This is a genomic window from Flavobacterium sp. 2, from assembly GCF_049949195.1.
Classification (GTDB): domain Bacteria; phylum Bacteroidota; class Bacteroidia; order Flavobacteriales; family Flavobacteriaceae; genus Flavobacterium.
Genome location: NZ_CP188206.1, coordinates 1856926 through 1872557 on the forward strand (window position 1 = coordinate 1856926; position 15632 = coordinate 1872557).

At 32.1% G+C, this 15632-nt stretch carries 11 protein-coding genes; 2 read left to right on the forward strand and 9 right to left on the reverse strand.

Going from position 1 to position 15632, the window contains the following annotated elements:
• Positions 1-78: 78 nt before the first annotated feature.
• Both ACNFIH_RS07915 and ACNFIH_RS07920 read right to left on the reverse strand, forming a co-directional pair.
• Positions 79-1221 (reverse strand): acyl-CoA dehydrogenase family protein, encoded by a 1143-nt coding sequence (locus ACNFIH_RS07915; protein ID WP_035651989.1) that lies wholly within the window; start codon positions 1219-1221, stop codon positions 79-81.
• A 13-nt stretch (positions 1222-1234) separates the two neighbouring features.
• Positions 1235-2125: a ComEA family DNA-binding protein gene (locus ACNFIH_RS07920; RefSeq protein ID WP_426486193.1), complete on the reverse strand. Its 891-nt coding sequence runs from the start codon at positions 2123-2125 to the stop codon at positions 1235-1237.
• Positions 2126-2383: 258 nt separating this feature from the next.
• Here ACNFIH_RS07920 and ACNFIH_RS07925 point away from each other — a divergent pair, with 258 nt between their 5' ends.
• The gene (locus ACNFIH_RS07925) at positions 2384-3895 is read left to right on the forward strand and encodes an APC family permease (protein ID WP_426486194.1); all 1512 of its coding nucleotides are present in this window, start codon (positions 2384-2386) and stop codon (positions 3893-3895) included.
• Positions 3896-3970: 75 nt separating this feature from the next.
• On the opposite strand, the gene ACNFIH_RS07930 is transcribed toward ACNFIH_RS07925, so the two are convergent.
• The 7 genes from ACNFIH_RS07930 to ACNFIH_RS07960 all read right to left on the reverse strand — a co-directional run bounded on the left by ACNFIH_RS07930 (position 3971) and on the right by ACNFIH_RS07960 (position 14405).
• Complete coding sequence (locus tag ACNFIH_RS07930; protein WP_142450666.1) at positions 3971-4198, reverse strand: PspC domain-containing protein; 228 nt, start codon at positions 4196-4198, stop codon at positions 3971-3973.
• Positions 4199-4240: 42 nt separating this feature from the next.
• The gene (locus ACNFIH_RS07935; RefSeq protein WP_426486195.1) at positions 4241-5512 is read right to left on the reverse strand and encodes a DUF2851 family protein; all 1272 of its coding nucleotides are present in this window, start codon (positions 5510-5512) and stop codon (positions 4241-4243) included.
• 76 nt (positions 5513-5588) lie between these two features.
• A complete protein-coding gene (locus ACNFIH_RS07940) occupies positions 5589-6071 on the reverse strand; it encodes a 3'-5' exonuclease (protein ID WP_426486196.1) in 483 nt (160 codons plus the stop codon).
• An 84-nt stretch (positions 6072-6155) separates the two neighbouring features.
• A complete protein-coding gene (locus tag ACNFIH_RS07945) occupies positions 6156-7517 on the reverse strand; it encodes a pyridoxal-phosphate dependent enzyme (protein ID WP_035651974.1) in 1362 nt (453 codons plus the stop codon).
• A 50-nt stretch (positions 7518-7567) separates the two neighbouring features.
• The gene (locus ACNFIH_RS07950; protein ID WP_426486197.1) at positions 7568-9535 is read right to left on the reverse strand and encodes a putative porin; all 1968 of its coding nucleotides are present in this window, start codon (positions 9533-9535) and stop codon (positions 7568-7570) included.
• Between the two features lie 180 nt (positions 9536-9715).
• Entirely contained in the window at positions 9716-11296 is a 1581-nt protein-coding gene (locus ACNFIH_RS07955) for a RagB/SusD family nutrient uptake outer membrane protein (RefSeq protein ID WP_426486198.1), read from the reverse strand.
• Between the two features lie 4 nt (positions 11297-11300).
• A complete protein-coding gene (locus tag ACNFIH_RS07960; protein WP_426486199.1) occupies positions 11301-14405 on the reverse strand; it encodes a SusC/RagA family TonB-linked outer membrane protein in 3105 nt (1034 codons plus the stop codon).
• A gap of 557 nt (positions 14406-14962) precedes the next feature.
• On the opposite strand from ACNFIH_RS07960, the gene ACNFIH_RS07965 reads away from it, so the two are divergent.
• Entirely contained in the window at positions 14963-15628 is a 666-nt protein-coding gene (locus ACNFIH_RS07965) for a ribonuclease HII (RefSeq protein WP_426486200.1), read from the forward strand.
• Positions 15629-15632: the final 4 nt, after the last annotated feature.

Sequence of the window (15632 nt, forward strand, 5' to 3'; positions counted from 1 at the left end):
GACACCTCCTCTCGTTAAGGCTGCAAAGGTAAAAATTAATTATGAATTATCAATCATAAATTTTGAATTATTTTTTCTTTATTCTTTAAGCAAATTTCTAGAGATTACTAATTTTTGAATTTCAGTAGTTCCCTCTCCTATTGTACATAATTTCGAATCTCTATAAAACTTCTCTACAGGAAAATCTTTAGTATATCCGTACCCTCCATGAATTTGAACAGCTTCATTGGCAATTTTTACACAAGCCTCAGAAGCATACATTTTTGCCATCGCACCTAATGTTGTTACTGGTTTATGCTGTTGCTTTAAGTAAGCAGCCTTATGCAGCAACAATTCCGAAGCCTCAATCTCAGTAGCCATATCTGCTAATTTAAATGAGATTCCTTGAAAACTACTAATAGGCTGACCAAACTGATATCTTTCTTTGGAATATTTCAGAGCTGCATTATACGCTCCTTTTGCGATTCCTAAAGATAGAGCACCAATTGAAATTCGACCTCCGTCAAGTATTTTCATTGCCTGGACAAATCCCTGCCCAACTTCTCCAAGTCTGTTTGCATCGGGAACACGACAATTATCAAAAACCAGTTCTGCAGTTTCACTAGCGCGCATTCCTAATTTATTTTCTTTTTTTCCTGATGAAAATCCCGGCATTCCTTTTTCAAAAACAAATGCTGTCATTCCTTTTGAATCTCCTTTTTCACCAGTTCGAACCACAACTACTGCAATATCTCCAGAAATAGCATGAGTTATGAAATTTTTAGCTCCGTTCACCACCCAAAAATCACCATCTTTTACTGCCGTCGTATTCATACCACCGGCATCAGAACCAGTATTGTGTTCTGTTAATCCCCAAGCACCAATATGTTCAGCCGTGGCTAATTTAGGAAGCCATTTTTTCTTTTGCTCCTCATTTCCAAAAGTCAAAATATGATTTGTACATAATGAGTTATGAGCAGCAACAGACAATCCTATTGAAGGATCAACCTTTGAAATTTCTTCAATAACTGTAATATATTCATGATACCCTAATCCTGAACCTCCGTATTCTTCTGGCACTAAAACTCCCATAAAACCCATTTCTCCTAATTGTTTAAAGAGCGCTATAGGAAAAATTTGAGCTTCGTCCCACTCCATAATATTAGGTCTAATGTTTTTCTCTGCAAATTCTTTAATAGACTGAGCAATCATTGACTGCGTTTCATTATAATCAAAATTCATTTGTTGGCTTTTTTTAGAACTCCAAATATAAACTAATTATTTTTGCTTTTTCAACAGGAAAACCTTTAATTTTTATCAAATCCTCAATATTATTGAAATTTCCATTCATACTTCGATAAGTTATAATCTGCTTCGCCAAAGCATATTTAAAATATGGAAACTGCGATAATTCTTTTAAGGATGCGTCATTAATCGCTATTTTTTTCAAATTGCCTGGAATTACAACTTTAAAATGAGAGCTCAGCTCAGCAATTACTTCAGGCGATAATCCCCAGACATCATTCATTTGTTCCATCGAAACAAAACATCCTAAAATTTCTTTTTGCTTAAGAATCCTAGCCGATAAAGCTTCTCCAATACCATAAATTTTCATCAAATCTTCTTGAGATGCCTGATTTATATCCAAAACGATAATTTTTTCTTTTTTGAATTCTGTCTTTTGAGCATACTCTTTCTTTTCATTTTTAAAATTTGGTTTACTACGTGTCCAATCTGGAAACTTGAAAAAAGGAGAAATTACTCTTAGCAAAGAATCTGAAATTTTTGTTACGTTTTGAAATTCTTCGGCAGAGTTTACATATCTATTTTCTTTTCGAAATGCCAATAATCTATCAATTTCCGAAACTGACATTCCAAGTTTATAACCTTTATAATCTGAAATAAAATTTGGATTAAAAGAATACTGCATTGGCTTTTTCTCATTTTTAACCATCTTTAGAGAATCAATTTCAGATTGCAGTGACATCCATTGGTCTTTTTCAGGAAAAGATTTTTCGGTCATATTAAAATCTAAAGTAAAATATAAAACCTCTAGTATAATTATAATAACAAAAAGTCCAACTATGCCTGCACGTTGCTGATTTGTAAATTTGAAATAGGATATAAACGGCTTGTAATTTTTCATAGTTCTGGTTGCTGATATTAAAAAGAATTCAAAAATATTAATTTATTAAGAATTTTACTAAAATTTTATTTCTGCACTAAAATGTATTTTCTAAAATTTTAACCTAAAAAGATTGACAAATCGAAGGCTTTAAAGCTTGTTTTACATGACATTTATGAATATTTTAAACATTTTATAACTTAAAACTCTATAATTGTTTTTATTTTTTACAAAAAACAATACATTTGGCACTTAATAACAATAAACCAATATAATCATATGTCAATTTGGAGAGTTAAACCTATATCTGCTTTTGAAGCTGATATGAAAAAAAGTGATTTAAAAAGAGTTCTTACGAGATGGGGATTGACCTCATTAGGAATTGGGGCAATCATTGGTGGAGGAATTTTCACCTTAACGGGCATCGCTGCTCATGATTATGCCGGTCCAGCTTTGGCTCTATCGTTTGTTATTGCTGGTATAGGCTGTTTATTTGCTTCACTTTGTTATGCTGAATTTGCTTCGGTATTGCCTGTTGAAGGATCAGCATATGCATATGCTTACGGAACGATAGGTGAAATTTTTGCGTGGTTCATCGGCTGGAATTTAATTCTTGAATATATGATGGGAGCCACAACCGTCGCCGTCGCCTGGAGTGGTTATTTTGTAAAACTGATACATTTATTTGGAATAGAATTTCCTATTTGGCTTTGCAATGACCTAGCTACTGCAACAGAAAAAATCATTGAACACAATAAAGCTTTCCCTCAGGATTTAATCGACATTCCTACATTTGCATTTAACTTACCTGCGTTTGTAATTACATGGATTGTTACTGCGATTCTTATAAAAGGAATTAAAGAAGCTGCTAGTACAAACAACATTATCGTAATTGTTAAAATTGCAGTAGTACTTTTTGTAATTATCTGTGGTGCTTTTTACATTAATGTAGAAAACTGGCATCCATTTATTCCTACTGAAGTTCCGGCTTTAGATTCTCTTGGAAATGCTACTGGAAAAATGAATTTTGGATTTGGAGGTGTTTTAACTGCAGCAACAATTGTATTTTTTGCTTATATCGGTTTTGACGCAGTTTCAACTCAGGCTGGTGAAGCAATTAACCCTAAAAAAGATGTTCCTTTTGCTATTATCGCTTCATTAGTAATTTGTACAATTCTTTATATTCTTGTATCATTAGTATTAACTGGAATGGTACATTATGACCAGTTAGATAAAGCTGCACCAGTAGCTTCTGCTTTTAGTGAAAACGGATTAACATGGGCTGTATTTATTATCACAATTGCTGCAACTGCAGGTTTGACATCTGTAATGCTTGTTATGATGTTAGGACAAACTCGTATCTTCTTAGGTATGTCTAAAGATGGTTTATTACCTCCATTCTTCAGTAAATTACATACAACTTTCAAAACACCATATAAAAGTACTTTCTTAGTTGGAACGATCATTTCAGTCGTTGCGGCTCTTACACCAATTGAAAAAGTAAGTGAAATGTGTAGTATGGGAACATTATTAGCTTTCGGAATGGTTTGTGTGGCTGTAATGATCTTAAGATACAAAAAACCTGAATTAGAAAGACATTATAAAACTCCGGCTGTATACTTGGTAGGTACATTGGGAGTATCTTTTAACTTGTTCTTAATGACTCAAGTAAGACATGAAACATGGATTGCCTTTTTATGCTGGGGAACTTTAGGTATTATAGTTTACTTTGTTTACAGTAAAAAAAGAGCAAAACTTAACAATCTTGAAAGTGAAGCTGAAGAGATTTAATCTAAACTCTTGAAAAAATAAAAACCTGTTCATAATTGAACAGGTTTTTTTATGCTGAAAATTGAATAGTAAATTTTATAAATCAAATACTGATGTTCGTTTTGAACGAATTAAATCTTTCAATCTGATCCAAAAAGCAAGAGTCAAATAAACACCAAATCCTAAACCGGCAGTAACAAAAGAAATATAGATAAAGAACAATCTAACATTGGTTACTCGCATTCCAAGTTTATCTGCCAATCTTGATGAAACATGAAAACCGTACTTTTCAAAAAAGAATTTAAGTCTTAAAATTGCGGACATCTTTTAGTTTTAGATTTTAATTTTCACAAAAGTACAAATTATCTAATCACTTTTAAGCAATTCTAATCCTATTGCGCATTTTAAGCAAGCCTTATGATTGCAATATTCATTTTTGAGTTCCAATAAAGTCTGACTTTCAAATGCATTTTTTGATTTCACACCAAAAGACGCAAACTTCTCAATGATTGCATTTTTTTCAGACGAAACGTCGTTCATAAAATCTATTAAATTCTCGGCAATTGCTAATCCCATTATATTTGAATAGGTAAATTGGATTGGGATTATTGTATTGATAATTAGTAAATCTAAAAATGACTTTGACAATGCTTTAGATTTCTTTGGGCTTTCTTTATCAAACTGATAATGATTCTGCCAATATGAGCTTGCAGAAATACTAAACAGTTTATAGACATCTTTTACCGACTTTAAATCAATTACTTTTGAAAATAAGTTTTGATAACTGTAATAAAGACTTGCCAACTGAGAAAGTCTGATCGTAGGGAAATTATCTGGTCGATGTTTAAAAAACTGAACAGGATCTACATAAGTTCTATCTAAATTGTATTTATGAAGCAGAAAAAAATATCGAAACTTTAAATCTTTAAAATAAACATCTTCTTTTTCAGCATCTAACAAACCACAAAATCCAAAAAGCAAGGCTTCAATATTTTCTATTTCAAAACTTTCTTTTCTTAAAATAGAAAAAGGGATTGACTTCGACATTTGGAAAAAAGAATTACCATTTGTGTTAAGTCCAAAATTCCGGGCTAACATACAAAACAAAACAGCTTCCCAATCTTGATTTGTCTCTTCTAATAATTGAAAAACAAACTCCGATTTACGCTCTAATCGTTCAAAAAAAAGTCTTTCCTGCCAATTTTTAAAAATGAAATCATCTATTTCATTTAATTGTCTTTCACAAAAAATCCAACTTTTCACAGAAACAAGAGCATTATAATTTGCGATTATTTCCTTCGAAACATAATCTTTTAGAATCAAAACAGGAATTTCTGAATTATTTTCTCTGAAAATTTCAGTATCATGTTCCCAGACAACATGTAAAATTACATTCTCATAAGCAATATCTTTTTCATGATGATGTAAATACCAATCTGATGATTTTAAATGGATTTCGACATTTCCAGCCCATTTTTGTTCATCAATTTTAATTTGAGCATTAAAAAAGTCCGGACCGGAAAGTCCTAAATAATCACCCGTTCTAAAAATAGTAAGTTGCTCCTTTTGGGCAGTTTTTAAATTCAGAGTACTGAACTTTTTGAATTTCCAGAGATAATGAAGAAAATCCTCTTTCATTTTTAGATAATATAATAAGTTTCAAAATCTAAAAATAAAAAAATAAATTAATATTATTCTTACAAAAATTATATTTTTAGCGTAGCATATATAATTTTGCACATGCTCTTGCATCTGATAATGCTTCGTGATGATTTAATTTGATATTCATTTCACGGCAACAATCGCTAAGCTTTGTAGGTTTTATGCCTTTCGCTTTGTAAATTTTTACTGTGCACTCCCATTTTGATGCAATATTCAAATCTTCATAACTTAAGCCATTTGCCAACATCGACTTAATTAATACATTTCGATCAAAACTTTCATTGTGAGCTACCACCACTCTATTCTTTAATCTTTTTTCAATTTCCGGATAAACCTGTACAAATGATTTTGCATTAACCGTGTCACGCGGATAAATTCCATGAACCTGAATTGTAAATGGATTGTAAATATTGTTTGGCGGTTTTATTAAAGTAACAAACTCGTCGACTATTATACCATTTTGCACCGTCACGATTCCGACTGAGCAGGGATGAAAACTTGTCGCAGTTTCAAAATCTATTGCAGTAAAATTCATTTTCAAATAATTTTAAAAGGAAAATCCATAAATCCGATCGTTTCATATCAATCAGATTTATGGATAAATTCTATTTTATGTGTTCTATTTTATTGAACCAATAATATCATATTTTGTAATAATATGGTGCGAGCCGTTTCCTAAATCAACTAAAACTGCATCATTTTCTTTTGTAAAAAGTTTTGATACTTCTTCAATAGGAGTACCTAATTTCACAATAGGAAAAGGTTTTCCCATTACTTCCTTAATTGGTTTTTCGGCAACATTTTTATCAGCCACGTAACTTCTAAATAGGTCAGTTTCGTCAACAGATCCAACAAAACCATTAATATCTACAACTGGAATTTGAGAGATTTTATACTTACGCATACGGTCAATCGCATGCGAAACTAATTCCTCAGTTCTAACAACAATTAATTCTTTATCAATATGATCTTTGATAACATCTTCTGCTTTAGTAATGTTTTCTTCTAAGAATCCACGCTCACGCATCCAATCGTCGTTGAACATTTTTCCAACATAGCGGCTTCCTGAATCATGAAATAAAACCACTACAACATCATCTGGTTTAAAATGTTCTTTTAACTGAAGCAAGCCTTTTATACATGCTCCAGCTGAGTTTCCAACAAAAATACCTTCTTCCAAAGCAATTTTTCTAGTATAAACTGCTGCATCTTTATCAGTAACTTTTGTAAAGCCATCAATCAAAGAGAAATCGACATTTTTTGGTAAAATATCCTCTCCAATTCCTTCTGTAATATAAGAATAGATTTCATTTTCATCAAAAATACCGGTTTCATGATATTTCTTAAAAACAGAACCATAAGTATCTATTCCCCAAATTTTAATGTTCGGGTTTTTCTCTTTTAAGTATTTTCCAACTCCAGAAATTGTTCCTCCTGTTCCAACTCCTACTACGAAATGCGTGATTTTCCCATCAGTCTGTTTCCAGATTTCTGGTCCAGTTTGTTCGTAATGAGCCAATGAATTAGACATATTATCATACTGATTTACATACCAGGAATTTGGAGTTTCTTCAGCCAAACGCTTTGAAACCGAGTAATAAGAACGTGGATCAGTTGGCTCTACATCAGTTGGACAAACCACAACTTTTGCACCAACGGCACGCAATATATCCATTTTTTCTTTAGACTGTTTGTCTGAGATTACACAGATTAATTTATAACCTTTTACAATAGCAACAAGTGCCAATCCCATTCCAGTATTTCCAGAAGTTCCTTCAATAATTGTCCCTCCAGGTTTCAATCTGCCGTCTGCTTCAGCGTCTTCAATCATTTTAACGGCCATTCTATCTTTTACAGAATTTCCTGGATTAAAAGTTTCGACTTTTGCCAACACTAATGCATCAATTTCAGCAACAATTTTGTTGAGCTTTACAAGCGGCGTATTGCCTATTGTTTCTAAAATATTATTTGAAAAGTCCATTTTACTATAATTTAATATTTGGTTTTAAAAAAATAAATAAAGGCTTAATTTTATTCGAACCAGTTCCAAACCAAACCAAAACGGATTACAAAATCGCGATATGGATTATTAGGCGCCGAATAGTAATCGTTATTAGAAAAAGAAGAATTAAAATGTTCTGCTTTTAAGTAAAAACGAGTTTGACGAATTCTTGCATTCACAAAAAAGTCGAAAGTAGCATAATTACCAATCTCCTTTGTATTTTGAACGAAAAATTCTCCAACAACCGGATTGTAATCATTTCCGTAGTATTTCGTAAAATAATTAAATACAATTCCTGTTTGCATAAATAAAGCCTTCTTGAAAAAATAACTAGAATAATACAGTGTATTTCTGGTTACAAAATCGGGCACATTTACAATTAATTCTGACTGATCTACTTTTTGATACAAAAGTGTATTATCAAAACCAAATCGCCCAAATTTAAATTCTTTGTTAGCCTTTATAGAAAAATAATTAATTACATTTCCGTATTGCGCTGGATTTATAATTTGCGTATGAGCCAAAGCCTGAGCATCTGTAGAAACATCAGCAAAATATAAATGGTCTTTTAACACCGAATATTGAACTTCTGCATTTACCCACGGCGTGAAAACATTTGCTCCAAGCTGATTGATTTTTTCGTTTTTAAAACTATTAGACCAATTATACTCAATATAACTGCTTTGGTATAAATTATAATTATTATTTGGCAGTTTATTTATATTACGATATCTAAAATCAAATTGAAAATCTTTGTTTAAATTATATCTTAGTTTTGCATCTAAGTCCGAAAGCGATTGATTTGTAATTGATCTGGTATACAAAAAACGTCCGTTCCATTTATTCTTCTGATATTCATACTGTCCGCCCACATTGTTAATTTGCAAAAATAGATTGTCAGGAATAATATGCCCGTTCTCTCTTACAATGATTCTATTGTACTCATAATTTGATCTATAGTCATCAATAAAAAAATAGAATTTTCCTAAAAGCGAATTTTCATAGGCAAGCCCAGCTTTATTATATAACTTTTCAAAACGCGTGCGGTCATTAATATTACTTGTCACATATGATTCTCCAAAACGCTGAACTGGCGTAGTACCTACTGTAGAAAGAACAGTTGGCTGCTTGTATTCAAAGAACTTATATTCATAATTAAATTGATGAGTAACAAATAAATTATTATCACCTCCTTTAGGATTGATTCTGAATGCATGATCAAAAAAGAAACGATGTCCTTTTAATAAAGATTCCGCATCTGTTAAATATACCTGCAAACGCTGACGATTTTTAAAATCAGGATCATTACTTTCAAAATCTTCCGGTGTTGTAATTCCTCCATTTTCTTCATTTGTGACATCCTGATATGTCACGTGAGCATTCAAAATATATCGTTTATCTGTAGTGGCATAACTGGTTGTAAATCTAAAATTCCCAACACTTACTAATTGGCTAATATAATTTCCTTCTGAACGAAGTCCTCTGTAGGCAACTGAAAAATTCAGATTTTTAGAGGTGTTTAATGTAATAAATGAGTCAACATTTTGTCCTTTATTAATAGTAGTATTAAAGAACAGCTCTGTAAAAGGCGTTGCAGCAGAATAATATTTAATATCCGAAACCTGCATATAATCAAAATGTTTTCCTGAAAAACCAATTTCCGGATAAGGCGAAAAACTATTCAGACTATATTGTAAGGTATTATATGTCTGTCCGATATTTGAGAATTCTAAAAGACCGAAATTATCCTTGCGGAGATAATTTTGTCTGTATGCACTTTTCAATGTTAAAGATGTGTCAGCATAAGTAGTATCATGCTCTAAAGTGATAATCTGGTATTGCTCAATTTTAGCTATTAAAGATTTTTTCTTTTTTACAGTATCTGTAATACTTGAATATTTCGTGTTCATATCCAAATTATTTTTAGAAGTGTTTTTTTCTTGAGAAAACAATAAGGCGGGCATTATCATTAGATATAGAAAAAAGAGTATTCTCATTTGATAGCTTTATATTGAAATTATATTCGACAAAATTAGTCAAGCAAAGGTAAAAGATAAAAACGTATAAAAAAACAAATCAGTATGAATGAGGAGTTTTTATCACAATATATTCAAAATAGAAAAACCCCCAATCAAAAAATGATTGAGGGTTTTAAAAAAATCAAAATATTTATTTTCTTACCAACCAGTGTTTTGCTCTAAACCTGGGTTAGTATTCATTTCAATTTGTGGTATTGGCCATAAGAATCTTCTGTCTGAACCAGGAATTGCTGCTATAGGACGAGAACCTGTATAAGGAGTTCCTAATGTATAATCTGCTGGAACAGGAGGTAGATTGTCATATTTTGCTGGAATACCATCTATAGGCGCTATATCATCTCCTTGTAATCTATGAATATCTGTCCATCTGCGTCCTTCAACTAAGAATTCAATTCTTCTTTCTGCAAGAATAGCTTTAACCATTAAGCTTTGACTAGAAAGACCTGTAATTGTATACGCATCTACTGCAGGGTTTGCTAAAGATCTATTTCTTACTTGATTAAGTAATGTTAAAGCTACCGGTAAATTTGCTGGAGATAAACGTGCCTGAGCTTCAGCCATGTTTAATACTACTTCAGCATATCTAATAACTGGTGCCGCATCTGATAAGTCAGTGATATCTTTATACTTGTTAGTATATTTTCTTCCAGCTACCGTTACAATCATCACACCTTCTTCTCTTCTTTTATCAGTAACTGTCCAGTATGGATCTCTCCAGATAATTGGACTAATTGCTACAAGAGTTCTAGATTTAAAAATACTCGCTAATGCAGCATTAGTTTGAGGGTTAGATGTTGGTGAATGCTGTATTGAGAAAATTGACTCTGAATTATTCAAGTTAGCTGCAACAGATGCAAATGGAGCACTTGGCAAAGAAGTTAAGGTATACGCGCCTGTTAATTTATTTCCTTCAGCAATAACATTTGCCCAATCTCTTTTTTGCAAATAAAGTCTAGTTTTGAAAGCAATTGCAGCCCATTTTGAAGCTTTTGCAATACTTCCAGCAGGTCTAGCTGCCAAAGTAGCGCCATTACCAGTAGTAATCATAGCTTCAGCATCATTTAAATCAGCTAAAATTTTAGCATAACATTCAGCAACAGTATTTCTCTTTTTAGCAATTTCTGAAGCTATCTCTGCCTGTGTATTGATACCAACTTCTCTATAAGGAATACCAGGATGCGTAGCTCCTGCAGTATAATTATAAGGTCTAGCAAAGAATGTCAACAATTCAAGGTGAGTAATTGCTCTCAAAAATTTTGCTTGTCCAATGTAATCATCACCTACAGCTTTAGTAATTATACCTTTAGCTACAGCATCTAGTGTACCTTCAATCATTAAGTTACATCTGTTAATCAATCTGTAACCGTCAGACCAATAGTAAACGGCGTTAGGTGAAACAGCATCAATTTGCGCTTTGTATGTTAGTTCATAGAAAGTAGCCGTATTAACTAAATCCTCTCCTCTAACATCTCCTTGCTCAACAAAAGCAGCTCCCCAAACATAACCTCTACCTCCATTTGAAGTACCACTATTATAAGTACCAATAGCAGCGGCGTTGTAAACACCATTCATATAGGCCTCTATTAATCCAGGTGTAGAAAAAGCGTCTTTTTCACCAATATTATTGATTGGCTCTAAGTCCAATATTTTTTCTTCTGTACATGAATTCATTCCGAATGTTAAGACAGAAATCAGAAGTATTTTTACTAAATTTTTCATATTTTTATAAACTTACATTTATACCCATTGATATCACTTTAGAACGTGGTGTTGTATTAATGTCTACACCATTAGTTTCCATCTCTGGATTAATTCCTTTGTAATCACTAATTAACCAAATATTTTGGCCTTGAACAAAAAGTCTGAAAGAATCAACTTTAATTTTATCCAATAATGATTTTGGCAATGAATATCCTAAGCTAATATTATCAAGTGAAATAAAATCTCCATCTTCAACGAAACGAGAAGTTGCATTACCTGAAAAATTCACACCATTATTAGCTCCAGCATATAATCTTGGCGTCCATCCATCACCAGGATTGTCAACACTTTGCCATCTTCCTAAAATCTCTTTTCCATTGTTGTTAAAGTTTTGGTTCATCAATTCTCTTCTTGTATAGTTGAAAACTTTATTACCTCCACTAAATCTGAACATGAAACCAAAATCTAAGTTTTTGTAAGTCATGCTAGAAGAGATCGAACCGTAATAAGTAGGTAGTGTATTACCTAATATTATTTTATCAGCAGTTGTTAATGTTCCTGTTTTAGAAACATCAGCTGGATTAGCTGGATCGTACACTGAAAATGTTTGTCCTGGCAATAATGTTTGTACCATTGTTCCATCTGCTTTGTAATATACTGGATTACCATTTGCTTTATTTACACCATAGTATTTATATCCATATAAAGAATTTAATGATTCTCCTTGTCTTAAAATAAGGTTTGGTGAAATATTCGTATCAGATGAAGTACCTCCAACGATATCCTGACCAGCGTATAAACCTGTTACCTCATTTTGAGCCAATGTTAAGTTACCTGAAATATCCCATTTGAAATTAGCATTATCAAACGCTTTGAAACTTGCAGAAAACTCGTAACCATCACTTAACATACTACCAATATTTGAATTGATTGTATTGAAAGGAATACCTAAAGAAGGTGAAACTGGAGCAGCCAACACAATTCCATTGATATTATTTCTATAGTAATCAAATGTAACTGTTAATCTGTTTGCTAAGAAACCTAAATCAACACCAAAATCTGTTTTCGCACTAGTTTCCCATTGAAGGTTATCATTACCAAATTGAGAATATCCAATTCCATTTAAAACACCGTATGGCGAACTAATTGTAAGACCTTTACTAGGATAATTTGATCCACCTAAAATATCTGTATTTCCAACTTCTGAATAAGAACCTCTTAATTTCAATTCAGATAATACACCACTGATTGATTGCATGAAATTTTCTTTTGAAACTGTCCAACCAGCAGAAACCCCAGGGAAATTATTCCATCTTGTATCTTTTCCAAATTTAGAAAGACCATCTCGTCTAATAGATCCTTGAATAAAATACTTTTCTTTATAGTTATAATTTGCACGAGCTAAGTAAGAAATAATTCCATTTTCAGTAACCGATCCTCCTGAATCTTTAGTTGCATATGAATTTGTAACTAAGTTCTGATCGTAGAAATCACTTAATAAGTTTGATCCTGATCCATAGAAATACTGGTATCTTTGTTTTTGATATTCCGCTACAGCAGTAATACCAATGTTGTGATCTTCAGCAATTGTTTTCTTGTAGTTCACGATATTTTGCCAGTTCCATCTTAAATATTCTGTATGATCATTTAATAATGTTCCATTAGCATTACGTCCATCACCTTGAACAGGGTTTTGGTATCTAAAACCACCTGTGTTAGTATCATCTGCACTTACTTGTAATCTATAAGACAAATCAGATGTAAGTTTTGCATTAGCAAAAACGTTTGCTAAAGTTCTGTTTACAGTTGAAGTAAATATGTTTTTATTTAAAACGTAAACAATGTTAGTAATATTATCTCCTACTGGAGCTAAGTTATCCCATTGTCCTACAGTTGCAGCAGTCATATTGTATCCAGTAGGATTATTAGCATCATAAATTGGCGTATTAGGCAATTGTCTGATAGCATTAAAGATATTTCCTGAAAGTGCACTAGTGTTAGTAGACAATCCATTATATTCTGTTCTAACAACGTTTAAGTTTGTACCAATACTTAACCATTTATTGATTTCTTGATCGATATTTGCTCTTATAGAATATCTTTTCATATCATTAGAAAGGTTAATACCATCTTGATCTGTAACTCCTAATGATAAGAAGTATTTTGTCTTATCAGAACCTCCACTAAATGAAAGGTTAGTTGTCAATTGAGGAGCGTTTCTAAAGATTGCATCTTGCCAATCTGTATTATATGTAGTACCTGCGGCCCATGGACCAACTGCAGGCGTCAAGTTTGCTCTTTTTTCATTAGAAATCTTTATGAAATCTGGTGTTTCTAAAACGTCATATTTTTTAGCAACACTTGCAACACCCATAACTGAACTAAAGTTAACTTTCAAAGTTCCTTTTTTACCACTTTTTGTAGTAATCAAAATAACTCCATTTGCGGCACGAGAACCGTAAATTGCTGTTGCAGCACCATCTTTTAAAACTTCAAAAGATTCTATATCGGCAGGGTTAATATCACCCAAACCATTTGCAGCTGCTAAACCTCCAACATCACCAGTAACTATTGGCATTCCATCAACTACAATTAATGGCTCAGTAAGTCCAGAAATTGTAGAGACACCTCTTACTCTGATTTTAGGAGCAACACCAATGATACCAGTGTTAGTCAAAACTTGTACACCAGCTGCTCTACCAGCTAAAACCCCTTCAAAACTTGGTGTTACAAGGTTCGCAATATCAGCACCAGCAATTTTAGAAATAGAACCTGTAACTTCTTTTCTTTTCTGAACACCGTAACCTACTACGACAACCTCATTCATTAATTGTGCTTCAGATTCTAGCTCAACGTTTACTGTATTTGAAGTCCCTACAGTAACTTGTTTGTTGTTCATACCAACATATGAAAAAACCAAAACATCACCAGTCTTTGCTTTGATAGAATAACTTCCATCAAAATCAGTCTGAGTATTTGCTTTAGATCCTTTCACAAGAACATTTACTCCTGGAATAACACCTGTTTTATCAGATACCTTTCCAGTAACAGTTCTCTCCTGAGCAAAAGAAAACTGCATAGATAACGCTACAAGGAGCGTAAAAATCCATTTAAATTTTAATTTCATTTTAATTTATTTTGAATTAGTATGCGACAAACATCTTAATTATTTCTTAAAATAACAAACTATTTGTACTTAAATTTCCTTAAGATTATTAACAAAAGCTTAATCCAATCCCAGAAAATATAACTATTTCAAACTTTAAATACTATTTTTCCTTCAAAAATATCGAAAAATATAATTTTTTTGAGCTAAAAACGTTAACAGATTTTAACATTTAAGAAAATCAAATAGTTAAACTCATAAAAAACAGCAATATCTTTTATTAAGTTCTCTAAATCAGTAGAGTTTTTTAAACTTTTGATAAAAACAAGAGCAAAACATGGCAAAACATCCATTTTTTATAAGTTTTTTTAATAGTTGCCCTAAAAAAATTCAAAAAAAAAGTGCATCTAAGCAAAATTATTAAGAGAAAGTGTAAAAAACATGAAATATTATCTCTAAAAAGAACCCAAAAAATGACATAATTTATTCAATTTTTTATATCCCTTCTTCAATTTTTAATCGTCGCTAAGCCTTTTTATTTAATTTTTTATAATCTTTGCCATCCAAAAAGGTTAAAAATGCTCGAAAAGAATTTCTCAGGATTTATTTTAGAATCGGGAACCGATGAAGCCGGACGCGGATGTCTAGCCGGACCTGTCACAGCTGCTGCTATAATTTTGCCTGAAACTTTTGAAAATCAAATTTTAAATGATAGTAAACAACTGTCAGAAAAAACAAGAGCCCTTTTAAAACCTATTATTGAAAAGCAAGCACTCTGTTTTGCTGTCACACATTTATTTCCGGAAGAAATTGACGAAATAAACATCTTGAACGCCTCTATGAAAGGAATGCAGGAATGCATTTTAAAATTAAAACATGTTCCCGAATATATTATTGTTGATGGAAACCGAGCCTTAAATGCAAAACTGGGACTTAAAAACACTTTTGGCAAACAATTTTCTTCAACCGAAATTGAACTTCTAAAATCAATTCCAAATAAAAGTATTATTAAAGGTGATGCTAAATATTTAAGTATTGCAGCAGCGTCCGTTTTGGCAAAAACGTATCGCGACGAATATATGGATCAAATTCACGAAGAATTCCCAATGTACAATTGGAAACAAAATAAAGGTTATCCAACCAAGGAACATAGAGAAGCTATTAAAAAATACGGAACTACAAAATATCATCGAATGAGTTTCAGACTTTTGCCTGATCAACTGACTCTGGATTTTTTTGAATAAAAAA

Coding starts and splice junctions, on each gene's coding strand:
- ACNFIH_RS07920 (WP_426486193.1), bottom strand. CDS start 2,125: ATGAAAAATTACAAGCCGTTTATATCCTATTTCAAATTTACAAATCAG.
- ACNFIH_RS07955 (WP_426486198.1), bottom strand. CDS start 11,296: ATGAAAAATTTAGTAAAAATACTTCTGATTTCTGTCTTAACATTCGGA.
- ACNFIH_RS07925 (WP_426486194.1), top strand. CDS start 2,384: ATGTCAATTTGGAGAGTTAAACCTATATCTGCTTTTGAAGCTGATATG.
- ACNFIH_RS07960 (WP_426486199.1), bottom strand. CDS start 14,405: ATGAAATTAAAATTTAAATGGATTTTTACGCTCCTTGTAGCGTTATCT.
- ACNFIH_RS07965 (WP_426486200.1), top strand. CDS start 14,963: ATGCTCGAAAAGAATTTCTCAGGATTTATTTTAGAATCGGGAACCGAT.
- ACNFIH_RS07930 (WP_142450666.1), bottom strand. CDS start 4,198: ATGTCCGCAATTTTAAGACTTAAATTCTTTTTTGAAAAGTACGGTTTT.
- ACNFIH_RS07945 (WP_035651974.1), bottom strand. CDS start 7,517: ATGGACTTTTCAAATAATATTTTAGAAACAATAGGCAATACGCCGCTT.
- ACNFIH_RS07940 (WP_426486196.1), bottom strand. CDS start 6,071: ATGAATTTTACTGCAATAGATTTTGAAACTGCGACAAGTTTTCATCCC.
- ACNFIH_RS07950 (WP_426486197.1), bottom strand. CDS start 9,535: ATGAGAATACTCTTTTTTCTATATCTAATGATAATGCCCGCCTTATTG.
- ACNFIH_RS07915 (WP_035651989.1), bottom strand. CDS start 1,221: ATGAATTTTGATTATAATGAAACGCAGTCAATGATTGCTCAGTCTATT.
- ACNFIH_RS07935 (WP_426486195.1), bottom strand. CDS start 5,512: ATGAAAGAGGATTTTCTTCATTATCTCTGGAAATTCAAAAAGTTCAGT.